This is a genomic window from Paenibacillus sp. S25 (assembly GCF_019454085.1).
Lineage (GTDB): Bacteria > Bacillota > Bacilli > Paenibacillales > Paenibacillaceae > Paenibacillus > Paenibacillus polymyxa_B.
In genome coordinates, this window is sequence record NZ_CP073683.1 from 4,767,260 (window position 1) to 4,787,258 (window position 19,999).

The following is a 19,999-nucleotide window of genomic DNA, read 5'->3' on the forward strand; positions in this document are numbered from 1 at the left end:
CCACGGTTTTATCGTAAGGGTGACAAAGTAACTATAATTTAGCATTCCCTGGATAAAGAAGAATGCATGTCAAGCACTACTCGGCCCCCTGTGCTATTGGCGGGCAGCAGCGAAGGGGGCAGAATTGTTCTGAAGAAGCGAAGCGTTTGCCTTTATCTTCGGATTTTAACCATTAAAGTGGTTATACAATCAAAAAATTCGGGGATAACAGCAATCGGAAGAATAATCTGCACCCGCAGCGGTCTAACCAATCCATACACTTTTATACACACAAAAAAAGACACCGGAAAACCGAGTGCCTGACTTGGTTCCTGCTCACAGCCTACGAGGTTAGCTGACGGATTCGGGCAGCACAGTATGCCCTATTTACACTTCCGATCCACCAGGATCGGCTGTAAAATTCACCCCAGTAACATGGTTCCCCCGTTTTCCCATAGAAATTCGGCTCAACTGTATATCATTACCTATGTATTTCATAGGCATTGCCTCAAGATTATAATCCTTCTATATCCAGATCACAAAACCGATTTCGCCGAAAAAACGTGAAATTGGCTTTATTTTGCGAATGGGCATCGTTTAATCGCAGCTTATCTTATTTTATTGGAACTTTAAAGTGCTTTCACTCTATTTTCATGAATATCGCTGGTCTGTTGGCGGGAACCTGTGCAGTATGATATCTTTAATGGATGTTCTTATTTACAGATTAAGGAGGAAACTCATGAATCCTATCGGGAAACCGGTCGTGCTCACGGCCAACTTCAAAAAATTAGGCTTGCTGGGCGGGATTGGCCTGATTTGCTTTTTTATCTTTCAATTGCTTATTCCCTCGCTTAGCAATCCGAGTCCAGAATCAGTAATGAACGCAAAGGTCATCAGCAAACAAGAAGCGGTCATACACGCATTGGACTTTGCCCGCTCCGAGTTGGGCTATACTGAATCACAGCCAGAGGAGCCTGTCGTGACCTATCAGGCCGAAACAGATTTGTACGGTTATTTATCTAGAGAAAAACTGCTTCAACAGTACGACCGTACATGGAAGAAAAATTACCCTTACGAAACCTTTCGGGTTGATCTGCCTGAATCCTCAGCGAAAAGCAAACTACAAATTCATGTAGATTTATCCACTGGGAAGGTCGTTAGCTTTAAACGGATCACCTCCAGTACCAATTACACACAGGCTGATATTTCTACGGATGAACAAGCACGTAACAGGCTTGTACGTGTAGCTGAGGACGGCATGACACTTGAAGCGAAGGAGCAGGCGGCCGCAGTATGGGTCAAGCGCTTTGGCTTTAAGCCGTCGGACTTGAAGCTCGCCACCACTGAAAAAGAAGGCGGATTAAAGTATACCGTAGACGATAAAAAAATCGGCGCCTCGGTACTTACACTGGCTTTTACTTTCGAAGACGGTGATGTTCGCTCCTTCTCTCAAAGCTTTTCGGCCCCGTCGTCCTATACCGATTATATCGAAAAGCAAACATTTTGGGCGAATTGGATGACCTATGCGGGTTATGCCCTATTTAGTTTTGTGCTGGGCGTACTTGCCATTGTGTATGCGTCACTCACCCGACGACATACTTCATTTGTACGTGGGATTGTTCTGTCAATTATATACTTTATTGCTAGTATAGCTGGGACAATGAACATGCTGCCTTTATTGCAAGCAGAAGCAGGCGGTAAGGGCATGCTTATATTTCTTATGGTGTTCCAGATTGGTGTTACCTTCTTCATGGCGGTAGCGCTCTACTTCTCCTTGGTCGGCGGTGACGGACTTATGCGTCAGGTTGGACTGAATGCATGGCCGCGTGCGAAAGAGCCGGGCTACGGGCTGTATGTGCTTCGCAGTATGTATGTTGGCTACTTGTGGGCCTTTATTTTACTCGGGGTACAATCCATCTTATTCTTTATACTGGAGCGCACATTTAATACATTCTCCACAACCGATGCCACGCAATCCCCTTACAATATGGCTTATCCATGGTTACTGCCGATTATGGCCTGGATGGCAGGTATTGGAGAAGAGACTGTCTACCGTCTGTTTGGTATTCCGATGGTCAAAAAAATAGTAAAAAACACTTTTGTTGCTTGTCTGATCACCACGCTGATTTGGGCACTGGGACATACACTTTATCCAATCTATCCGGTGATTTCTAGACCTATTGAGCTGACTTTTCTTGGTTTGCTGTTCAGTTTTGTGTTCCTGCGTTACGGTTTTATTGCCGCCATGTTCAGCCACGTTATTTTTGACAGCATTCTAATGGGGCTTAGTGTGATGAGTCTGGGAGACACTGTGAATGTGAGCGCTGGTCTATTCTGGATCTTACTTCCAGCCATTGTGGGTTACATCATTTATTGGTTTAGTCCTAAAAAGCCAAATCGAATTATGTTTGAACCTATCAAAAAAGAGGAGCCGTATTCTACGACTCCTCCTCCCGAAGGGCAGCTATAATCTGACGCGCAAGCTTATCCCCAATAGAGAGAGGCCGGAATTCTTCGACGCTGGCCTCTCTTATTTTTTTGAGTGATCCAAAATGCTTAAGCAGTAACTTACGCCGTTTCTCGCCGATGCCTGGAATAGAGTCCAGCCGGGAAGTTACCATAGATTTGCCGCGTTGCTCGCGGTGGAACGTGATGGCAAAACGGTGAACCTCGTCCTGAATCCGTTGCAGCAGATAAAATTCTTCGCTATTGCGTGCAAGTGTCACGGCCTCAGAGGACTCTCCCACTAATAGTTGGGAAGTTCTATGTTTGGCATCCTTCACCAGACCACACACAGGAATGAACAAACCCAGCTCATTTTGCAGTACATCGGTCGCCGCCTTAATTTGTCCACGTCCACCATCCACAACGATCAAGTCGGGACGTTCCAGATTTTCCTTAAGCACACGTTCATATCTACGCCGAATAACCTCACGCATCGTTTCATAATCATCTGGTCCCTGCACAGAACGGATCTTATATTTTCTATACTCCTTCTTGGCAGGCTTGCCATCAATAAACACGATCATGGCGGAGACTGGATCGGAACCCTGGATGTTGGAGTTATCAAACGCCTCCACCCGGTGCAAGCTATCCAGCCCAATGGCACGTCCGAGATTGCTTGCAGCTTTGGATGTCCGTTCCTCATCCCGCTCGATTAGCTTAAATTTCTCATCCAAAGCAACACGTGCATTTTCCGTCGCCATGCCTGTCATTTGCTTTTTCAGTCCACGCTGCGGTACAAGTACCTTTACATCCAACCATTCAGCCAGAGCGAGAGCCGCCGTAGCTGGGTCCTCCAGTCCACCGGATAGTTGGGTTTCTGTTTCCTTTACTCCAGTGTCTTGGTCACCAACTTGGTCTTGATTCGTTGCTGCTGCATAAGTTGCTCGTTCTTCAGCCACCAGCAGTGAGTCAGCAGAATGCTCTGTCTCCGTTTGTATCGCTTTGTCATCTGCCTGTCCGGTAGCATCGGCTGTAGGTGCACTGTGGAGTGCAGTTTCTGCCGCAACCGGTTGATCGACATTGACCTGTTCCGCCTGCATCAGCTTAGGAGAATCCGGCAGCAATATTTCCTGCGGCACTGCCGGGTTGTCACTATAATATTGCGTCACATAGGACATAAAATCACTGTAAGCCTCACCGTAGAAAGGAAAAGTCGACATATGGCGCTCGATCATTTTACCTTTGCGGACATATAGGATTTGTACACACATCCAGCCCTTATCTACTGAAAAACCGAATACATCTCGATCTTTCGCATCCGATGTGGTGATTTTTTGCTTTTCCATCATCGCGTCGATGCTGATAATCTGATCTCGCAGCTCCTTGGCCCGCTCAAAATATAATTCCTCTGCGGCCTCCTGCATTTTACGCTGAAGATCCTTTTTAATTTCCTCATGTCCCCCGCTCAAAAAGGAACCAATCTCCTGACCAATCTGGTCATACGTTTCCTTCTCGACCTCTTTCACACAAGGCCCCAAACATTGATGCATGTGATAATACAGACACACTTCTTTTGGCATCACACCACACTTGCGTAACGGATACATACGATCCAGCAGCTTCTTCGTCTGATGTGCCGCGTAGGAATTGGGGTACGGTCCAAAATATTTTGCTTTATCTTTCAGAACGCGACGGGTCACCTCCAGCTTAGGGTGTGCCTCGTTCGTAATTTTCAAATATGGGAAGGTTTTATCATCCTTCAATAGCACGTTATAGCGCGGCTGGTACTTTTTAATGAGGTTGCACTCCAAAATGAGCGCCTCCATATTACTGCCTGTAACGATATATTCAAAATCACGGATATCGGAAACCAGTCGCTGCGTCTTGCCGTTATGGCTACCTGTAAAATAGGAACGGACCCGGTTTTTCAACACTTTGGCCTTGCCGACATAAATAATGGTGCCTTCGCTATTCTTCATCAGGTAACAGCCTGATGCATCCGGCAGTAACGCTAATTTGTGCCGTATGTTCTCCAGCGCCTTCTCCTGATTCTGCAAGTCCTCCGCATAAGGTTTCATTCGCCCGGTTCCTCCTTCCATTCTTAATGATTACTCAACTAACTACTTATAATATATAGGAATAATACACAAAAACGCCCCCGGTATTTACAACCGGAGGCATTGACCTTTCATGGCCGCTCCACCAAGCCCCCGCAGGAGCATGGGTCACATGCGATGATTATTGGTGTTTAGTAAGCATGCTTTTCAGCGCTTCTTTGGAGTTCAGACCTACCACTTTATCAACAGGCTGTCCGTCTTTGAAAACGATCAGGGTAGGAATACTCATCACGCCGAAACGGGAAGCAGACTCTGGATTTTCATCCACGTTCACCTTCGCGATTTTGACGCTGTCGCCAACTTCTGTGGACAAATCCTCCAGAATAGGAGCGATCATTTTGCAAGGACCGCACCATGGCGCCCAAAAATCAACCAAAACGGTTCCTGTGCCTTCGACTTCTGCGTTGAAGGATTGATCGGACACGTTAACAATTGCCATTGTATGTTCCTCCTTTATAGAAAAGTCAAGATTATTATAACCTGTAATGTCTGTTTCGACACCTTTTAATTATATCACAATAGTCTTTTAATTGTAAGATATCAAAATAGCAGACGGAAAAACGCTACCCCCGCTGATTTTTTCCCTTTACGGTAATGACATCTACAAAAGGACGAATCCGGTCCATCAAGCGTTGTCCTTTGTACATTTCCTCTCCGTCCTTGCTCGTAAAGCTAAGATGCTTCTCCAGCCCCTGCAATGAGTAATTGGAAGTATAAAAGGTAGGTTTGCGATTCATTCGGTAATTCAGTATGGAGCCCATCACATGGTCCCGTACCCACGGGCTTAAATTTTCGGCACCAATATCGTCAAATACGAGCAGATCACAATTTTTGAGCATTTCGGTCGTTTCCTTCAGCTTCTGCCCGTCCTGAATCATGGACTTTAAGTCCTCCACAAAATCAGGCATATACACGATCACACCGTTCAGACCTGACAGAGCCAACTCATGCAATAGATAGCCCATCAAAAAAGTTTTACCCGTACCAAACGTACCTTCCAGATACAGTCCTTTTTTGGATAGACCCTGACTTTTCGTTTCTTCAATGTAACGGAATAGCTGTGTGACGGCAGGCATACGTTGTGAATCTTTGCGTGCAATTTCAAGAGCGTTATATCCCTCCAGAAGTGCGCGTTCATCCACATAAAAGCTTTTAATTCTCTGACGCACCCGTTGTTCATGTTGGGAGGCAACCAGCTTCGCACATGGGGTCCGAATGTCCACGATTTCAGCTGTTCCATTCGGATATTCCACGCCCAGCTTACAAAAGTGGCCCTGAAAATCGTTAGGACACCGTTCCAGCCCCGGACAATTGTCGCAATTTCGACGATCCCGGGCATACTGAAAGAGCATGCTCATGTTGAGTCGCAATTGTGTTTCGTCCACATCAGGATGCGCAGCACAAAATTCCTGCACGAGCGGATCATTTAGAACTTGATCGGCTACATTGCGAGTGCGCTGGCGAAACGAAGGGTTCTGCATCTGCTGTAGCAAATCGCCCAGTGATTCCAAGAACGCTCCTCCTTTCTAAAATGTGCAGAGTTATGGAGGGAGACGACGCTACGCGTGCAGATTGTTCTTCCGATTGCTGTTATCTCCGAATTTATGAATTATAATTTTCAAAAGTTGAAATCCGGGGATAAAGGCAAACGCTTCGCTTCTTCAGAACAATTCTGCCCGCTCCGCTGCCGACCGCCATAAAGTCGACATCTATTTGAATTGGCTTCGCTTAATAGTTTTATAAAACCTAAAATCCACTAGACTTTTTTCTGTTTTCCGGATTGCATTCGTTCGGCCAGACGCAGCAGTTCATCCAATTCTTCCTCAGATACAGACTCCTCGGAAGGGTGATCCTGAACGATTGGAATGGATGGCTTGGCTGGCCCGCTATTTTTGGCATATGCGCGGGATCGGCCGCCGGAAGGAGAAGCAGAGGACTGTTTTCCTTTTACCTTGGCTTGATCCCTTATATATTGAACGGCTTTTTCGTAAGTGTTTACCTGCTTAAGCAGCATGTTGGAAGCAACGGCCTCGACAAAGTTGCGGTTAATCCGCTGATCGCTCCCAGATACGAGCAGTGACATCAAATAATGGATCAGCACATTGATGACTTCACCGGGCAGCTTATAGCTGATATCAATTTTCTCGAATATATCCAGCAGGTTACCGGGAACCGTGCCGGGGAAAAAGGTTTGCAGCAAACGGCGATAAGGCTCGTTGCGCAACATCATATTATATTGGTGAATGTCACACTTGGCTGTGAATTGTGGTGGAACCTCCACATAAAATTCCATTTCCACAGCCTGTTCGGCAGGCGGCTCTTCAGATGTGGAAGTTTCCCTCTGGCGCAAGGCGACCACTTTGGCGGCCTGTACCTGCTGTTCCTCCTGACGCTTCCGATCCTGTCTGGAGTGCTGACTAGCCCGAAGCTGAAGCTCGTCAAGCAACAAATCGCCTGCTTCGGTAAAAATACCATCCTCATCCAGCAAGCGACTAATATCCTGTACAGAAAGGTCAAATTTGCGAACAACGTAATTGACCATGCCTAACTGCTCGTGTTCAAACCTGAGACGCTCGACATGCTTGCGATTGGCAGATTCACGCGGAAAACGGAGAATAATATCTGCATAATTCAATGCTTCCTCCGATTCTGACGCTAGTGGTCCAGTCTGACGGCTAGTGGACACCTCGGACAGCGCCTGTTCCAGTTCATAATCTATAACATGGGTATTCAATTCAAATAACTCGTAGAAAGGAATCGAAATATTCTCTTTATTATAGGAAGATTGCGACCATTCGCTAGATTCCCTACTCCACAACGATTCTCTCAGAGAGAGCACTGCAAACTTACCGATCTTGTCTCTCAACAAAAGGGTGAGATGCTGTGTTCTGAAAAATTCAGCAGGTGCGAGCGGCGGCTGCATCTCATATTCATACATATAGTCGTCCGTTTCGGGTGCATACAGCCTGGACGTCTGTAACAGACCGACGGCCTCCAGCTTGGAGGTCTGTTCAATCAAATACTTGCGTCCCTTCTCACTCGGCTCCAGTCCCAGTGTCAGAAAAAGGCGACGCTGCTGTTCCAACGGCGAATAACCGATTTGTCCGACTGGCACATGCTGGAACAACAGTCGATACAGACTGACCGCAAATGCGCCTACCATCGGCTGATAGACGCTTCCCAGCATCAATTCATCCAGTGCGCTCAAGCCAAATTCCCGATAAACGCAGTAGCGGTGGTTCTCAGTATAGTGCAGCAGGTTTTTCATCCGCATTCCAACATTCTTCCTTTCCTGACATAACGGTCTCCAAGATGTTTTTCTATTCTATCATACTTGCCTTCTCGTGGGACCAACAAAATAAGGGCAATTGTTCTCCTTTTTGGCAGCCGTATTCGTCTGAGTTCTACTTTTTTCGAGAATACTAACTATTTTAAGACTTTGTGACCTGTATCATGGTAAAAATAAAATTCTTCACACTTCTTTCATTGGTGAAAAGCTTTACTTTGAGCTACAATATAATGGTTAAGCATCACGCATTGGATACAGGAATGATATAAGGAAGTACACATATTTCGGCTAAGCCGATTATCATTTACAGACGCAAAGGAGTGTAGATCGTGAGTCAACATCAACCTCAACAAACCCCAGCAACTCCCAACGAAGTAGCCTCCACACTGGAAGGCTGGTATGCGCTTCACGATTTCCGGTCCATCAACTGGACAGCATGGAAGACCGCAGACGATGAAGAGCGCGCCGGAGCACTGGACGAGCTTCAAGAGTTTATGAAGGAATGGAACGTTACCGAGGAAGCGGGTCTGGGCAGTTCAGCTGTCTATACTGTTGTCGGACAAAAGGCTGATTTTGTCATGATGCACCTGCGCGAAACGCTGGAAGACCTCAATAAGCTGGAAAATGACTTTAACAAAACAACCTTCGCCAAATATACAACCAAAACCTATTCTTATGTGAGTGTGGTGGAACTAAGTAATTATTTGAGCAAAGATGAAGATCCCATGCAAAATCCACAAATTGTCGCACGCTTGAAGCCTGTACTAAACAAGGCCCGTTATATTTGCTTCTATCCAATGAACAAAAAACGTGACCTGGACGATAACTGGTACATGCTTTCGATGGACGAGCGTCGCACCTTGATGCGCAGCCACGGCTTAATTGGACGCAGCTATGCTGGCAAAGTAAAGCAAATCATTTCCGGTTCCGTCGGCTTTGACGATTGGGAATGGGGCGTAACACTGTTCTCCGATGACGCACTTCAGTTCAAGAAGCTAATCTACGAAATGCGTTTTGATGAAGTCAGTGCCCGTTACGGTGAATTCGGCTCCTTCTATGTCGGCAGCGTGTTGAATGAAGAGACATTTGAAGACATGTTGAAGCTGTAAGACGCAGACATCAACTCTTTACTGAAAAAAACCGAGGATTTCGTAAACTCCCACTTTCGGGACGAACGAAATCCTTTTTTATATACCTCAATGCGCCAGCTTTCTTTTCTCCAGAGCAATCAGAATAAAGATAATAAGCAGCAAACCACTTAGTAAGATCAAAAAGCCTCCCAACTCGGGAATAAAATATTTTAAGCTCCCACCTTTGAAGCCCATACCTCTCAAAAACTTGAAATGCCAGGTTAATGGGAGGATGTTACTTACATATTGCAGCGATGGAGGCAGCATAGCCACTGGCAATTGAGCGCCGCTCAGTAAAAACGAAGGCAGTATAATTAGCATGAGGCGTGGGGAGGCTTTTCCAGGATTGGCCGCATTCCATCCTAAAGCCATCGCAAACAAACCCAACGTAAACGTGTACAGGAGAAATGGAATACTGAGCTGCCATACATTCGCTTCAAAGCGTAGTCCGCCAATTTGCTTAAGTAAACCAATAGACAGGTAAAAGGACACACATCCTACTAACGCATACGGCAACACCCTAAGAATCAAGCCATACGAATGCTGAAGCTCCTCTTTTAATCTTCCTTGCTCCCGCAATCGCGGGACAATTGTCAGTACAGTAGCACCAATCAGTGAAATCATGACCGTATTAATGAACCCCATAACCGAGGTCATCAAAGTAGCATTGGTAGGATTATATAACAGGCGCTGCTGAAGCAGCATATTGGAAGTAAGCCCTGTAACCTGACTGTCACTCATTCCCATACCCTTTAATCCACCACCAGCCAGCATCGCATTTTCCGTCGCCATGATCTCTGTGACTGCCGAGCGTAGATTTCCAGTAGCCTGACCTACCGTATTATCTACATAAAAACCGATGTTGCTCTGAACCCCTTTAATCCTATTTTCCTCCAACCCAGCTGGAAGGTAAATCACCGCAAAAAACTTTTCATTATATAAAAGTAAATTCGGATCGGTTTCGTTCTCTTGCACATGGCGTACATCAATATACTGCGATGCATCTAATTTATTAATAAGCTGTCGGCTATAACTGCTATGATCTAAATCGACTACAGCTACAGAGGCATCGTTAAGCTGATTATTTTTAAAAACAAATCCAAAGGCAACAGCTACCACGATAGGAACGAGCAGCATAATAAAAACCATCTTGCCGCTGATCATCAGCTTCCATTCTTCTATAAACGCCTTCATTTCGTCACAACCTCTACCGTCATTCCAGGCAATAATTCAGATGTTCGCTGGACATCCACCCGTACTTGGAAGGAGCTTATATCCGACAGACCTTTGTCCCGACTCATTCTCATGTTGGTATACAGAGGGGCAGAAGTAATGTACCTCACCTTGCCTTGGACACCTTTATCTAAAGCTACAACGTGCGAAGTCACATTTCCCCCAACTTTAAACTGTGATATGGAATCCTCGCCCACATAAATATCGTAGTATAGCTGATTGGTTTCAATAACGGCGCCCGTTGCCCCCGTAGAAACGATCTCTCCCATTTTAGGTACAATACGTGCCACCTTACCATCTGTAGATGCCTTCAGCACCATACGTCCGCGCTGCAATTCCAAAGTTTTAAGTTGAACACTCAATGCCTGCTTTTGTTGAGCCAGAAGATCCACATTGTATTCGCTATTCTTAACATCTTTTCGTGTTTGCGAGGTTTGAGTCAGGGCTTCCTTGGCTTTTTCTGTTTTGATACGAGCCTGCTGGCGTTCCTCAGCAGTTGCGCCAGCCTCCATTTTGTCCAAAGCGGTTTGCTGCTGAGCGATCCCATTTTTAGCAATGTCCGATTGTTTGCTAGCCGCTGTAATCTGGTTATTGGCAATTTCAACCTGATCCTTAGCTGTATCTAACGCGATTTGGGCATTATCCAGTTGGTTTTTGGCGTTATCCAGTTCTGCTTTGGTTCCAGCTCCGGCATCATATAACGCTTGGATACGGTTGTAATTCACTTTAGCCAAGTCCAGAGCCTGTTGTCTGGATGCTACTGTTTTTTGCGCGATTTCCGCATTTCTTTTGGCTGTCTCTACTCCTGTCAGAGCTGCGTCCAACGATTGCTGTGCTGCTTCAATAGCCAGCTTTTGTCTTACAATATCCTCCGCACGTGTGCCTTGGTTTAATAAGGACTCTCCCGCTTGCGCGGCTTGAATGTCCAATTGCCCCTGTTTTTCTGAATTCGAAATTTTCTCCGACTGATTTTGCAGCCCGTCTTTAGCCTGTTTTATTTTCACATCAGCCTGTGCGATATCCGTTTTTAATTTCTCAATTTGCAAATCAAGGTCTACAGGATCGAGGGTCATGAGCACATCCCCTTTTTTCACCTGTTGTTCTTCCTTCACCTCAATCGTGTTTACTCTTCCCCCTACGCCCTGAAAAGCAACATTCACGGTATCTGCCGTAAGCAGTGTATTTTTTTGTTGGGCTGCCATACTCACAGCATCCTTGCCGCTCATTGCCATTAGCGTACCCCCGGTACCTAACGCGACAACAAGTAATACGTACACAATGATCTTTTTGTTCATTACAATAAACTCTCCTTCATGATGATTTAGCAATGATAGTTAAAAATTAATAGTCGAAAACTAATAAGAAACCTGATAGTACGACGTCTAACTATTTGAGTTGGGAGATTTTTTTATTCCCGTTTTATCTGTTCAAGTCCTGAGGAAAGCTTATTTAATAACGTAGCAAATAGAATATGATCTTCCTTCGTAAATTCATTCATCAAATCAGAAAAAAGCTGCATAAACAACGGAATTCTTTCCGTCATTAACTGTTTACCTTCATTAGTCAAGGAGATTGCAGTCATACGTCGATCCGTCAGCGTACTTCTCCGGATGATGCCGTCTCGTTCCAGCTTATCAATTACACTGGTTACTGTTGAACGAGTAACTCCTGAATATTCAGCCAGCTCGGATGGAGTCAATGCACGTTCATGAAGAAACAATGGCATTAAAATTTTCAGGTTGCCTACAGATAGCCCATATTCCGACAGTCTGGAAGACACTCCATTGTATACTTCATGCGCTGCCTGCACGAAAAGTACCAACGTATTCAACGATTGGGAGTCCGCATTTGGAAACTTTTCTGCCAATAAATTTATTCTCTTGGGATCAGCATTGATATTAAAATCAGAATTCAATCTGAAGCTCCCCCTCTGTAATTAGTAACCATACTATACGTCGTCAAATAGTTATGAGTCAATACCTTTTTTTGTTCCCCTAAATAAAAAAGGTCTCCATGCTCCTTTTTAGGAGTCAAGGAAACCTTTCTACCTTTAGAAAAACCGTCCCTTTTTCAGTACCAGTGGAATTCCACCAATGATGAACAGATAGCGGAGATCCACAATTTTTTTCAATTGTGCGGCCACCCAACCTTTTATTTTGCGTTTGCCCACCACGGCGACGGCTTCGCCTTTTCCAAGAGAAGCAACCGTCCCTTTGTTGGAAAATACGAACTTGTGCAGCTCCTTTTTGCGAAGAGTAGCGGCCAGATTTTTGGCACAAAGGACCCCTTGCTGCATCGCAATTTGGGCAGTCGGTGGATAAGGGCGTCCTTCAGGATTAAACATCAGGGAGCTGTCCCCGATAATAAAAATATCATCGTGGCCCGGTGCACGCAGAAAATCGTCGATTTTCACCCTTCCGCGCATCACTTCGAATCCGGCTTTCTCGATCAATCCGTTCCCACGGATCCCTCCCGTCCATACCACCGTGCAGGCTTCAATTTTCTCACCCTCACCAACGATTACACCATCCTGCAAGCATTCCTTAATCGGAATTCCAATGCGGAAGGTGACCCCTTTACGCTTAAGGACATCCATCGCATACTCCACCAGTTCAGGATCGAACCCTGGCAGCGCCGTAGGAGCTGCCTCGACGTTAATGATTTGAATCCGGTTAAAATCGATGTCATAGGCTCTGGCCAGCTGTGGCAATCGATCCGCCAACTCCGCTACAAACTCAATGCCACTAAAACCAGCGCCTCCTACGACGAAATTGAGGCGACCTGGTTTACCGTCATTTTTATACAGGGCCAGCTGGTATTCAATATGCTCACGAATTAGGCGAACCGAGTTAATACTGCGAATCGTCAGCGCGAACTTATCCATCCCTGGAATACCGAATGTTTCTGGTTCCCCGCCTAGTCCGATGACCAAATAATCGTAGGACAGCGAGCCATCCTCCAGCACGATTTTTTTCTCCTTTGGTATGATTTCCTTAACCGTTCCTTTGACTAAATCCACCTTGAACTCATCGATTAGCTGGGCAATCGGAATCCTTGAATGCTCGATCGTATCCGTACCTGCCGCAGGCATATGAAGATGTGTCGTAATATAGTGGTAATCATGTCGATTGATCAGCGTGACATCCGCCTCATTGTGCTTGAGCTCCTTTTGCAATTGCTGAGCCGTCAATATACCGCCATATCCAGCGCCCACAATGACAATTTTGGGAATACTGCTCATGCTTCTACCCCTTCCGATATACATAATCATTAATTATTCAAAGCTGTTCTCTCAAAACGGTTAATTTATACACAGAAAAGTCTTCATCAAATATTAATCGCTTTAACTTTGCAAGCGGAACCCAGCAGTTTATAATGATAAACAGTGAATCATGCGTTCGGCGGCTATCTGAACCTCTATGCGGCTGATTCAATATCTACAAATCCCATACTATCCCTTTCGGAGGTGTTTTTAGAGTGACAGATCAATCTACAGGTGCGGAGATCCGCGATCTGATCATTATCGGAGGCGGTCCAGCCGGTATTTTCGCCGCTTTTTATGGGGGAATGCGTCAGGCATCCGTCACCTTAATTGAAAGTATGCCCCAACTGGGCGGCCAGCTTGCAGCCCTTTATCCTGAAAAATATATTTATGACGTCGCTGGCTTTCCTAAAGTGACTGCACAAGAACTGGTTAACAATTTGGTTCAACAAATGAACCACTTTAATCCAGAGGTGCAGCTAGAAGAGAAAGTCGTATCGTTAGAGAAAAAGGAAGAACGCCACTTCATCGTGAAAACAGACAAAGGTGGCGAGTATCATGGTAAAGCGGTTATTATTACCGCTGGTGTGGGTGCTTTCGAGCCGCGCAGACTGGAGCTTCCAGGTGCCGAACGTTTTGAAAAAACGAACCTGCATTACTTTGTCAGCGACTTGAGCAAATTTGCAGGCCGAAAAGTGCTAATCAGCGGTGGTGGTGACTCTGCTGTAGACTGGGCACTTATGCTGGAACCGATTGCAGAACAGGTTACATTGATTCACCGCCGTGACAAATTCCGTGCGCATGAACACAGTGTCGAAAACCTCCTCGCTTCCAAAGTAAACGTTATTACACCAACGGAAATTACAGAGTTGCATGGAGAAGACACGATTACGAAAGTCACTCTTGCTCATGTAAAAACCAAAGAAACACAGGAAATCGAAGTGGACGATGTGATCGTTAACTTTGGATTTGTATCCACACTTGGCCCGATTGCTGAATGGGGAATTGAAATCGAAAGTAACTCTATCGTGGTCGATTCTCGCCAGGAAACAAATATTCCCGGCATTTTCGCCGCTGGGGACATTACGACCTATCCAGGCAAGCTCAAGCTGATTGCGGTCGGCTTTGGTGAAGCTCCTACGGCAGTCAACAACGCCAAGGTCTATGTAGATCCAGATGCCAAGTTGTCTCCCGGTCACAGCAGTAACATGAAATTGTAGTCTAGTTTAGACTATGACAAAAAAGGGTATTTCACTCCAAATTTGAATCTTTGGAGTGAAATACCCTTTTTTACGGTGTGCCTATTCGTTGCAGTGATTGTCCGTAAAATCATTCGAACCCTGAATGACTTTACAGTCGCAGTACGAGAGCTTGTCCGGTCTAATGAAGGACTACGGCTGTATTCATCTCTAGATTTCTTTTGTGAATCTCAGCCAGCAACAGTGCAATGAAGTCACATTCAAGTTTAAGCTCGATTGCCATCTGATAGGAATCCAAAAGCATTTCATCCGTCAGCATAGCCATCCTCGACACAACCTTTCCTTTTATTTCAAAATCTATTCTATCAAAATACCAAAAACGGAACAAGCGTTCTGTTATCCACAGTCAATTGTGGAAATCCTGTGTATAAATTGTTGGTAAGTGTCGTTAACCCATATATGTGACAGGGGATTATGTGGACAATATTTATACACAGAATTTTGACGCTTGAACACAAAAAAAATATTTTTATTATTTATATAAATATATTATATTTAGCGTCTTGTTAATAGATTAAATTGGAATTTTTTTAAAGAAAACAGAAATTATTGAGGTCTTGTATTAACCTCTAAAATCCATACCCGTCCATTCTGATCAAGCCCGTAATCAAATCCCAGTTGTCCGATTCCGGGAAAGCTTCTTTCCAGTACAGGAATACAGCGTTGTGTAAGTTGAATGATCTCTCGCCGCTTTTGAGTAGCAAGCCGCCGGGGATATATCATCCGAAGCGCCTCTGTTCCCTTCAGCAAAGTTCCCCCTCTGCACAGATTAGTAATGACCAGCCCGGGACGAGCATGACGTGCAACTACCGCACGGAAATCCCATCTCTGCCCTTCCTTCACAACTTTGACTCGATAGTCGACAGGTCTACCTTGTATACTTGCCAGTTGGATGCCTTGTTGAATGAGATATGGGCGTTGGATTCGGAGCTTATTGATTCCGAATACAAGTGCTCTAAAATGACTGAACCGGTGTGTATGCTCCATACGCGTACAAGTGTATCCCCTACGCTCCTTTGCCACACGCATGACTCCGATTCCTCCGCCTCCTTTTACAGGTTTTATAAATACAAAAGCATGCCGCCGTAGCATCATGCGCAATTGATCTTCACTATATAGACAGGTTTCCGGTATATAAACGGCGGTATGTGGATGGTGCAGCAGCGCCTTCGTCTTGAGCCATTTGCTTGCAAGTTGCCTCATCTAACCCTCTCCTTTCGCCGTCAGGTATACTTATACATACTCAACAGGAATGTTCTATTCTTGGATGATTGTCCGCGGCATGTGTCTATTTCGACAAGATCATGGCGAACGGTAGCATGCACCGAACATCACTGGTACAATGACAATAATCTACTACCATTTGCACGGAGCAGCGGAAATTACCGGCAAATCGTTTGTTCAACAAGGAGGTCAACTCATGAATAGCAAAATTGGCATCATGGACATTGGCTCAAACTCCATACGTCTGGTGATCTATGAAATGACAGAGACAGGAGCCTATCGAATTGTGCAGGAATGCAAAGAAGCTGCCCGACTGAGCGAAAAGGTTGGGGCCAACGGCCGTATGGAACGGGAGGCGATTCGAAGCATCACTCCATTGCTGCGCCAATTTATGGCGGTATGCCATATGCACGGGGTTGTCCGTATGCGTGCAGCAGCAACAGCAGCCATCCGCAATGCCACGAATTCGGACGAAATCGTCCAATGGATCGCGGAGGAGACAAATTTAACACTGGAAATACTGAGCGGAGAGCAAGAAGGCTATGCCGGTTTTCTGGGCGTAGTGAACACTATGAATGTGAGTGACGGAATCATTATTGACATCGGGGGTGGCAGTACCGAAATTACGCTGTTCCGTGATCGAAAGCGACTGCATACTGTGTCATTTCCCTTTGGCGCCGTCAATATGAATTGGCGCTTTGGACGTGAGGTCAGGAATGGCGAATGGTCTCCTCAGCAGATTGAGGAAATGGAGAGCTTTGTCCGTTCTTCACTGCAAAATCATGATTGGATCTTCTCCAATCCAGGTCTGCCATTCATCGGGCTAGGTGGAACCCTGCGTACTTTGGCTAAAATCAATCAGAAACGACTGGATTACTCACTTCCTGTGACGCACCATTACGAAATGACGATAGAAGATGTAGATTACTTCTATGGCAGTCTGCCCCATCTTCCCTATGAAAAACGCAAAAAAACAGCCGGCCTGTCCAAGGACAGAGCCGACATCATTGTACCGGGTCTTATTATATTGAAAACGATATTTGAAGCTGCTCAAGGCTCCGCGTATTTGGTCAGTGGAGCGGGTCTGCGAGACGGCCTATTTCATGAGCTGGTCAACGCTGAACAGCCCGTGGTAGCTAATCCGCTTATCACATCCATTCGCAATATCCTTTCGTTTGCTGTCCCGGTTAGCGAAGCGCATGTCAAGCGGGTTAACGAGTACGCCGTCCGGCTCTATGACACATTAGCTAGCGGAACCTCAGCGGCTATGGACAAACGCTTGTTACTGACCGCAGCAACTCTTTACAAAACGGGAGCTGCCTTGAATTACTATCATTTCCGCCAGAATTCCGTGTTCTGGATCTTACATGCAGGCATTGGCGGTTTATCCCATAGGGAAACGGTACTAGCCGCGTTGATCGCGGATTACCATCCCAAGAACCGAACACCCCGTTTGCTACGCACACATGCAGATATTTTGGAGCCTTCCGACGAGGAACGTGTACATCGGCTCGGCTCGCTGCTCCAGCTCGCGATTGGCATGGATCGGAGTGAGTCCGGAATGATTAGCAGCATCAATCCCACTACAGGGGATGATGCACTGCATCTTCGTCTGGAAAGCAAGAGTGAACCCATATTAGAACAACGGGAGCTAGAATCAGTTGCCAAGGATTTCCAAAAGGCGTGGAATCTTACATTGTCGTGGTCCATTCTACCTTCTTCCAATTTCTAACCTTCATCGCTTCAGATTGGCTCCTGATGGGAGCCTCTTTGTCGTTTCTGGACACAAATTGATAGCTGCCGTTAGGCATAAGCTGGCGTGCCTTCACATTATCTCTTAACGATAAATGCAGAATATCTGCCAGCATTTCTTTGATCCCGTCATCATAAATCGGGCACATCAGTTCAATTCGGCGGGTCAAATTTCGCGTCATCCAATCTGCACTGGACAGAAACAACTCGGAATTGCCTCCATTTTCAAAATAAAACAATCTGGAATGTTCCAGGAAGCGGTCTACAATACTGATGACACGTATGTTCTCGCTGAATCCTTCCACACCCGGACGCAAACAGCAGACCCCTCTAATGATAAGATCAATCTTCACACCTGCTTGGGAAGCCGCATATAGTTCATCGATCATCTCCTGATTGGATAAAGAGTTGATCTTGGCAATAATCCGGGCGGGCTTACCTGCTAATGCTTGCTCAGCTTCCCTACGGATGAGTTCAAACAGCTTGTTCTTCATTCCCGTTGGAGCCACCGTAAAAGCTTGCAAAGTCTTGAGCGCAGAGAATCCCGTAATTTCATTAAACAGTTCGGAGGCATCCTCGCCAAGTACCGGATCCGACGTAAACAATCCGATATCCGTATACACGCGCGCCGTGCTTTCATTATAATTGCCTGTGCCTACGTGCACATATCGTTTGAGTGCGTTACGCTCATGGCGTATTACAAGAATGATTTTGGCGTGCGTCTTCAAGCCAACCAGCCCATACACTACGTGACAGCCTGCTTTTTCAAGCGTACGCGCCCAGGCAATATTACGTTCCTCGTCAAAACGGGCTTTCAGCTCCACCACTACCGTTACCTGCTTGCCCGATTCAGCCGCACGTGCCAATGCCGGAATCAGCTTCGATTCCCCGTTGACACGGTACAGGGTCATTTTGATTGCCATCACATCCGGGTCCTCTGATGCCTCAATGATAAAATCAGTTACCGCATCGAATGATTCATACGGATGGTACACGAGCACGTCCCGTTTGCGAAGTACGTTGAAAATGTCCTCTTGCGGGGGCAGTTCTTCCGGATACAGTGGTTTGATTGCCGGAAATTTCAAATGCGAATACCCCTCCAAATGATCGGCAAAAGACGACAAAAACGTCAGATCCAACGGCCCGTCCATCTCAAACACATGATCGAACAGCTTGAATTCGCGTTGAAGCTCCATCAGGGCATAGGGATGAATCCCTTTTTCTACTTCCAGTCTTACCGGCGCCCCCCGTCGTCTTCGACGCAGCTCTTTTTCAATCTCTTCGAGCAAATCTTCGATCTCTTCTTCATTAATGGACAAATCGGAGTTACGCGTAACACGAAAGGCATGAACCGCCTCCGGAACATATCCGGTGAACAGCGTTTGGATGTGATGCTTGATTAGTTCCTCAATTAAAATAAATGATTTCTTCTTGCTGTTCGACCGCAAAGGCACCGTAACAACACGTGGAATATTCGAAGGCACCTGCACAATGGCAAAAAGCGGTTTATCCTCCTCCGTATCCCCGGGACGTCTCAAAACGACCGCTAAATATACGTATTTATTGTGAACGAGTGGAAAAGGACGGCTCTGATCGACCGCCATCGGCGTGAGCACCGGAAATATAATTTCATGAAAATATGCATCCAGCGACTTGCGCTGTGTCGTATTTAAGCCTTCATATTCGAGCAGTAAAAGACCCTTTTTCGTCAAGAGGCGAGAAATATCACGATAGGTCCGGTATTGTTCCGATACCATCGAGACGGTACGCTTGATCAGGCGTTTGTACAAACCGGAGGGGGTATATCCCGTAAAATCCTTTTGCATAAAACCCGCCTTGATCTTCTCGCGCGTCTCTGCAACACGTACAGCCATAAACTCATCCAAATTGCTAGATACAATCGCCAAAAATTTGGCTCTCTCCAGCAACGGTGTATCTGCATCCTGAGCTTCCTGAAGCACACGGCGATTAAATTCAATCCAGCTTAAATCTCGGTTAAAGTAACGTTCTGACCCGGCTTTATCCTTATTCTGACTCTCTATCAACATATGGCCTCCATCAATTCATGCAGTATAGTTACCCTTTATTGTACTATTAGATGAAACGCACTAGCATCACAGCAGTGTAAACGCAATGTAAAATGTGTGTAAACACAAACTGGATATTTGAAAAGGTCAATCGGATGCTTTACAAAAATAGCATTAAGCGGTACAGTGTTTACGTCTGTTTCATAGAGTAGATTGACGAACCGTTCCTTTTTCAGTTGTTTATGTTCATTATGATGTGTAGTAACCATTTAGAAGCCACGT

General features: G+C 45.7%; 15 protein-coding genes and 1 riboswitch. Of the genes, 4 read left to right on the top strand and 11 right to left on the bottom strand.

All coding sequences use genetic code 11. The features are described from left to right. Window positions 1–304 precede the first annotated feature (304 nt). Window positions 305–457, bottom strand: a riboswitch (cyclic di-AMP (ydaO/yuaA leader). 261 nt (window positions 458–718) lie between these two features. Further along, window positions 719–2,449: a CPBP family intramembrane glutamic endopeptidase gene (locus KAI37_RS20870; protein ID WP_076294219.1), complete on the top strand. Its 1,731-nt coding sequence runs from the start codon at window positions 719–721 to the stop codon at window positions 2,447–2,449. On the opposite strand, the gene uvrC is transcribed toward KAI37_RS20870, so the two are convergent. From uvrC to KAI37_RS20890, 4 genes are all read right to left on the bottom strand, one after another. Further along, window positions 2,418–4,502, bottom strand: coding sequence for an excinuclease ABC subunit UvrC (uvrC, locus tag KAI37_RS20875; RefSeq protein WP_220030151.1), 2,085 nt, complete (start codon window positions 4,500–4,502; stop codon window positions 2,418–2,420). The genes KAI37_RS20870 and uvrC overlap by 32 nt on opposite strands. Window positions 4,503–4,662: 160 nt before the next feature. Beyond that, window positions 4,663–4,980, bottom strand: a complete 318-nt coding sequence (gene trxA, locus KAI37_RS20880) for a thioredoxin (RefSeq protein WP_010347861.1) — start codon at window positions 4,978–4,980, stop codon at window positions 4,663–4,665. Between the two features lie 124 nt (window positions 4,981–5,104). Then, entirely contained in the window at window positions 5,105–6,052 is a 948-nt protein-coding gene (gene dnaI / locus KAI37_RS20885; protein ID WP_025724035.1) for a primosomal protein DnaI, read from the bottom strand. Between the two features lie 245 nt (window positions 6,053–6,297). Beyond that, window positions 6,298–7,815, bottom strand: coding sequence for a replication initiation and membrane attachment family protein (locus tag KAI37_RS20890; protein ID WP_025724036.1), 1,518 nt, complete (start codon window positions 7,813–7,815; stop codon window positions 6,298–6,300). Between the two features lie 344 nt (window positions 7,816–8,159). Between KAI37_RS20890 and hemQ the strand changes: the two genes are divergently transcribed. Then, window positions 8,160–8,939, top strand: a complete 780-nt coding sequence (gene hemQ / locus KAI37_RS20895; RefSeq protein WP_023990152.1) for a hydrogen peroxide-dependent heme synthase — start codon at window positions 8,160–8,162, stop codon at window positions 8,937–8,939. 87 nt (window positions 8,940–9,026) lie between these two features. Here hemQ and KAI37_RS20900 read toward each other — a convergent pair whose 3' ends face one another. The 4 genes from KAI37_RS20900 to KAI37_RS20915 all read right to left on the bottom strand — a co-directional run bounded on the left by KAI37_RS20900 (window position 9,027) and on the right by KAI37_RS20915 (window position 13,434). Next, window positions 9,027–10,154, bottom strand: coding sequence for an ABC transporter permease (locus tag KAI37_RS20900; protein ID WP_220030152.1), 1,128 nt, complete (start codon window positions 10,152–10,154; stop codon window positions 9,027–9,029). Then, window positions 10,151–11,488: an HlyD family secretion protein gene (locus tag KAI37_RS20905; RefSeq protein WP_076294222.1), complete on the bottom strand. Its 1,338-nt coding sequence runs from the start codon at window positions 11,486–11,488 to the stop codon at window positions 10,151–10,153. The genes KAI37_RS20900 and KAI37_RS20905 overlap by 4 nt, the downstream gene beginning before the upstream one ends. 113 nt (window positions 11,489–11,601) lie before the next feature. Continuing rightward, window positions 11,602–12,108: a MarR family winged helix-turn-helix transcriptional regulator gene (locus KAI37_RS20910; RefSeq protein WP_076294223.1), complete on the bottom strand. Its 507-nt coding sequence runs from the start codon at window positions 12,106–12,108 to the stop codon at window positions 11,602–11,604. A 135-nt stretch (window positions 12,109–12,243) separates the two neighbouring features. Next, entirely contained in the window at window positions 12,244–13,434 is a 1,191-nt protein-coding gene (locus KAI37_RS20915; RefSeq protein ID WP_025724040.1) for an NAD(P)/FAD-dependent oxidoreductase, read from the bottom strand. Window positions 13,435–13,670: 236 nt separating this feature from the next. Here KAI37_RS20915 and KAI37_RS20920 point away from each other — a divergent pair, with 236 nt between their 5' ends. Further along, a complete protein-coding gene (locus tag KAI37_RS20920; RefSeq protein ID WP_068941838.1) occupies window positions 13,671–14,675 on the top strand; it encodes an NAD(P)/FAD-dependent oxidoreductase in 1,005 nt (334 codons plus the stop codon). A gap of 160 nt (window positions 14,676–14,835) precedes the next feature. Here the strand turns inward: KAI37_RS20920 and sda are convergent, their stop codons facing one another. Both sda and KAI37_RS20930 read right to left on the bottom strand, forming a co-directional pair. Beyond that, window positions 14,836–14,979, bottom strand: coding sequence for a sporulation histidine kinase inhibitor Sda (gene sda / locus KAI37_RS20925; protein ID WP_007431918.1), 144 nt, complete (start codon window positions 14,977–14,979; stop codon window positions 14,836–14,838). A 281-nt stretch (window positions 14,980–15,260) separates the two neighbouring features. Beyond that, window positions 15,261–15,917, bottom strand: coding sequence for a YheC/YheD family protein (locus tag KAI37_RS20930; protein WP_076294225.1), 657 nt, complete (start codon window positions 15,915–15,917; stop codon window positions 15,261–15,263). A gap of 217 nt (window positions 15,918–16,134) precedes the next feature. Between KAI37_RS20930 and KAI37_RS20935 the strand changes: the two genes are divergently transcribed. Then, a complete protein-coding gene (locus KAI37_RS20935) occupies window positions 16,135–17,670 on the top strand; it encodes a Ppx/GppA phosphatase family protein (RefSeq protein ID WP_220030153.1) in 1,536 nt (511 codons plus the stop codon). Here the strand turns inward: KAI37_RS20935 and ppk1 are convergent. Next, window positions 17,630–19,738, bottom strand: coding sequence for a polyphosphate kinase 1 (gene ppk1 / locus KAI37_RS20940; protein WP_023990162.1), 2,109 nt, complete (start codon window positions 19,736–19,738; stop codon window positions 17,630–17,632). The genes KAI37_RS20935 and ppk1 overlap by 41 nt on opposite strands. Window positions 19,739–19,999: the final 261 nt, after the last annotated feature.

What these genes read in the sequence shown, in the direction of transcription:
- KAI37_RS20930 (WP_076294225.1), bottom strand. Translation starts at nt 15,917, where the DNA reads ATGAGGCAACTTGCAAGCAAATGGCTCAAGACGAAGGCGCTGCTGCAC.
- uvrC (WP_220030151.1), bottom strand. Translation starts at nt 4,502, where the DNA reads ATGAAACCTTATGCGGAGGACTTGCAGAATCAGGAGAAGGCGCTGGAG.
- KAI37_RS20900 (WP_220030152.1), bottom strand. Translation starts at nt 10,154, where the DNA reads ATGAAGGCGTTTATAGAAGAATGGAAGCTGATGATCAGCGGCAAGATG.
- ppk1 (WP_023990162.1), bottom strand. Translation starts at nt 19,738, where the DNA reads ATGTTGATAGAGAGTCAGAATAAGGATAAAGCCGGGTCAGAACGTTAC.
- KAI37_RS20905 (WP_076294222.1), bottom strand. Translation starts at nt 11,488, where the DNA reads ATGAACAAAAAGATCATTGTGTACGTATTACTTGTTGTCGCGTTAGGT.
- KAI37_RS20870 (WP_076294219.1), top strand. Translation starts at nt 719, where the DNA reads ATGAATCCTATCGGGAAACCGGTCGTGCTCACGGCCAACTTCAAAAAA.
- KAI37_RS20935 (WP_220030153.1), top strand. Translation starts at nt 16,135, where the DNA reads ATGAATAGCAAAATTGGCATCATGGACATTGGCTCAAACTCCATACGT.
- sda (WP_007431918.1), bottom strand. Translation starts at nt 14,979, where the DNA reads ATGGCTATGCTGACGGATGAAATGCTTTTGGATTCCTATCAGATGGCA.
- trxA (WP_010347861.1), bottom strand. Translation starts at nt 4,980, where the DNA reads ATGGCAATTGTTAACGTGTCCGATCAATCCTTCAACGCAGAAGTCGAA.
- KAI37_RS20915 (WP_025724040.1), bottom strand. Translation starts at nt 13,434, where the DNA reads ATGAGCAGTATTCCCAAAATTGTCATTGTGGGCGCTGGATATGGCGGT.
- KAI37_RS20890 (WP_025724036.1), bottom strand. Translation starts at nt 7,815, where the DNA reads ATGCGGATGAAAAACCTGCTGCACTATACTGAGAACCACCGCTACTGC.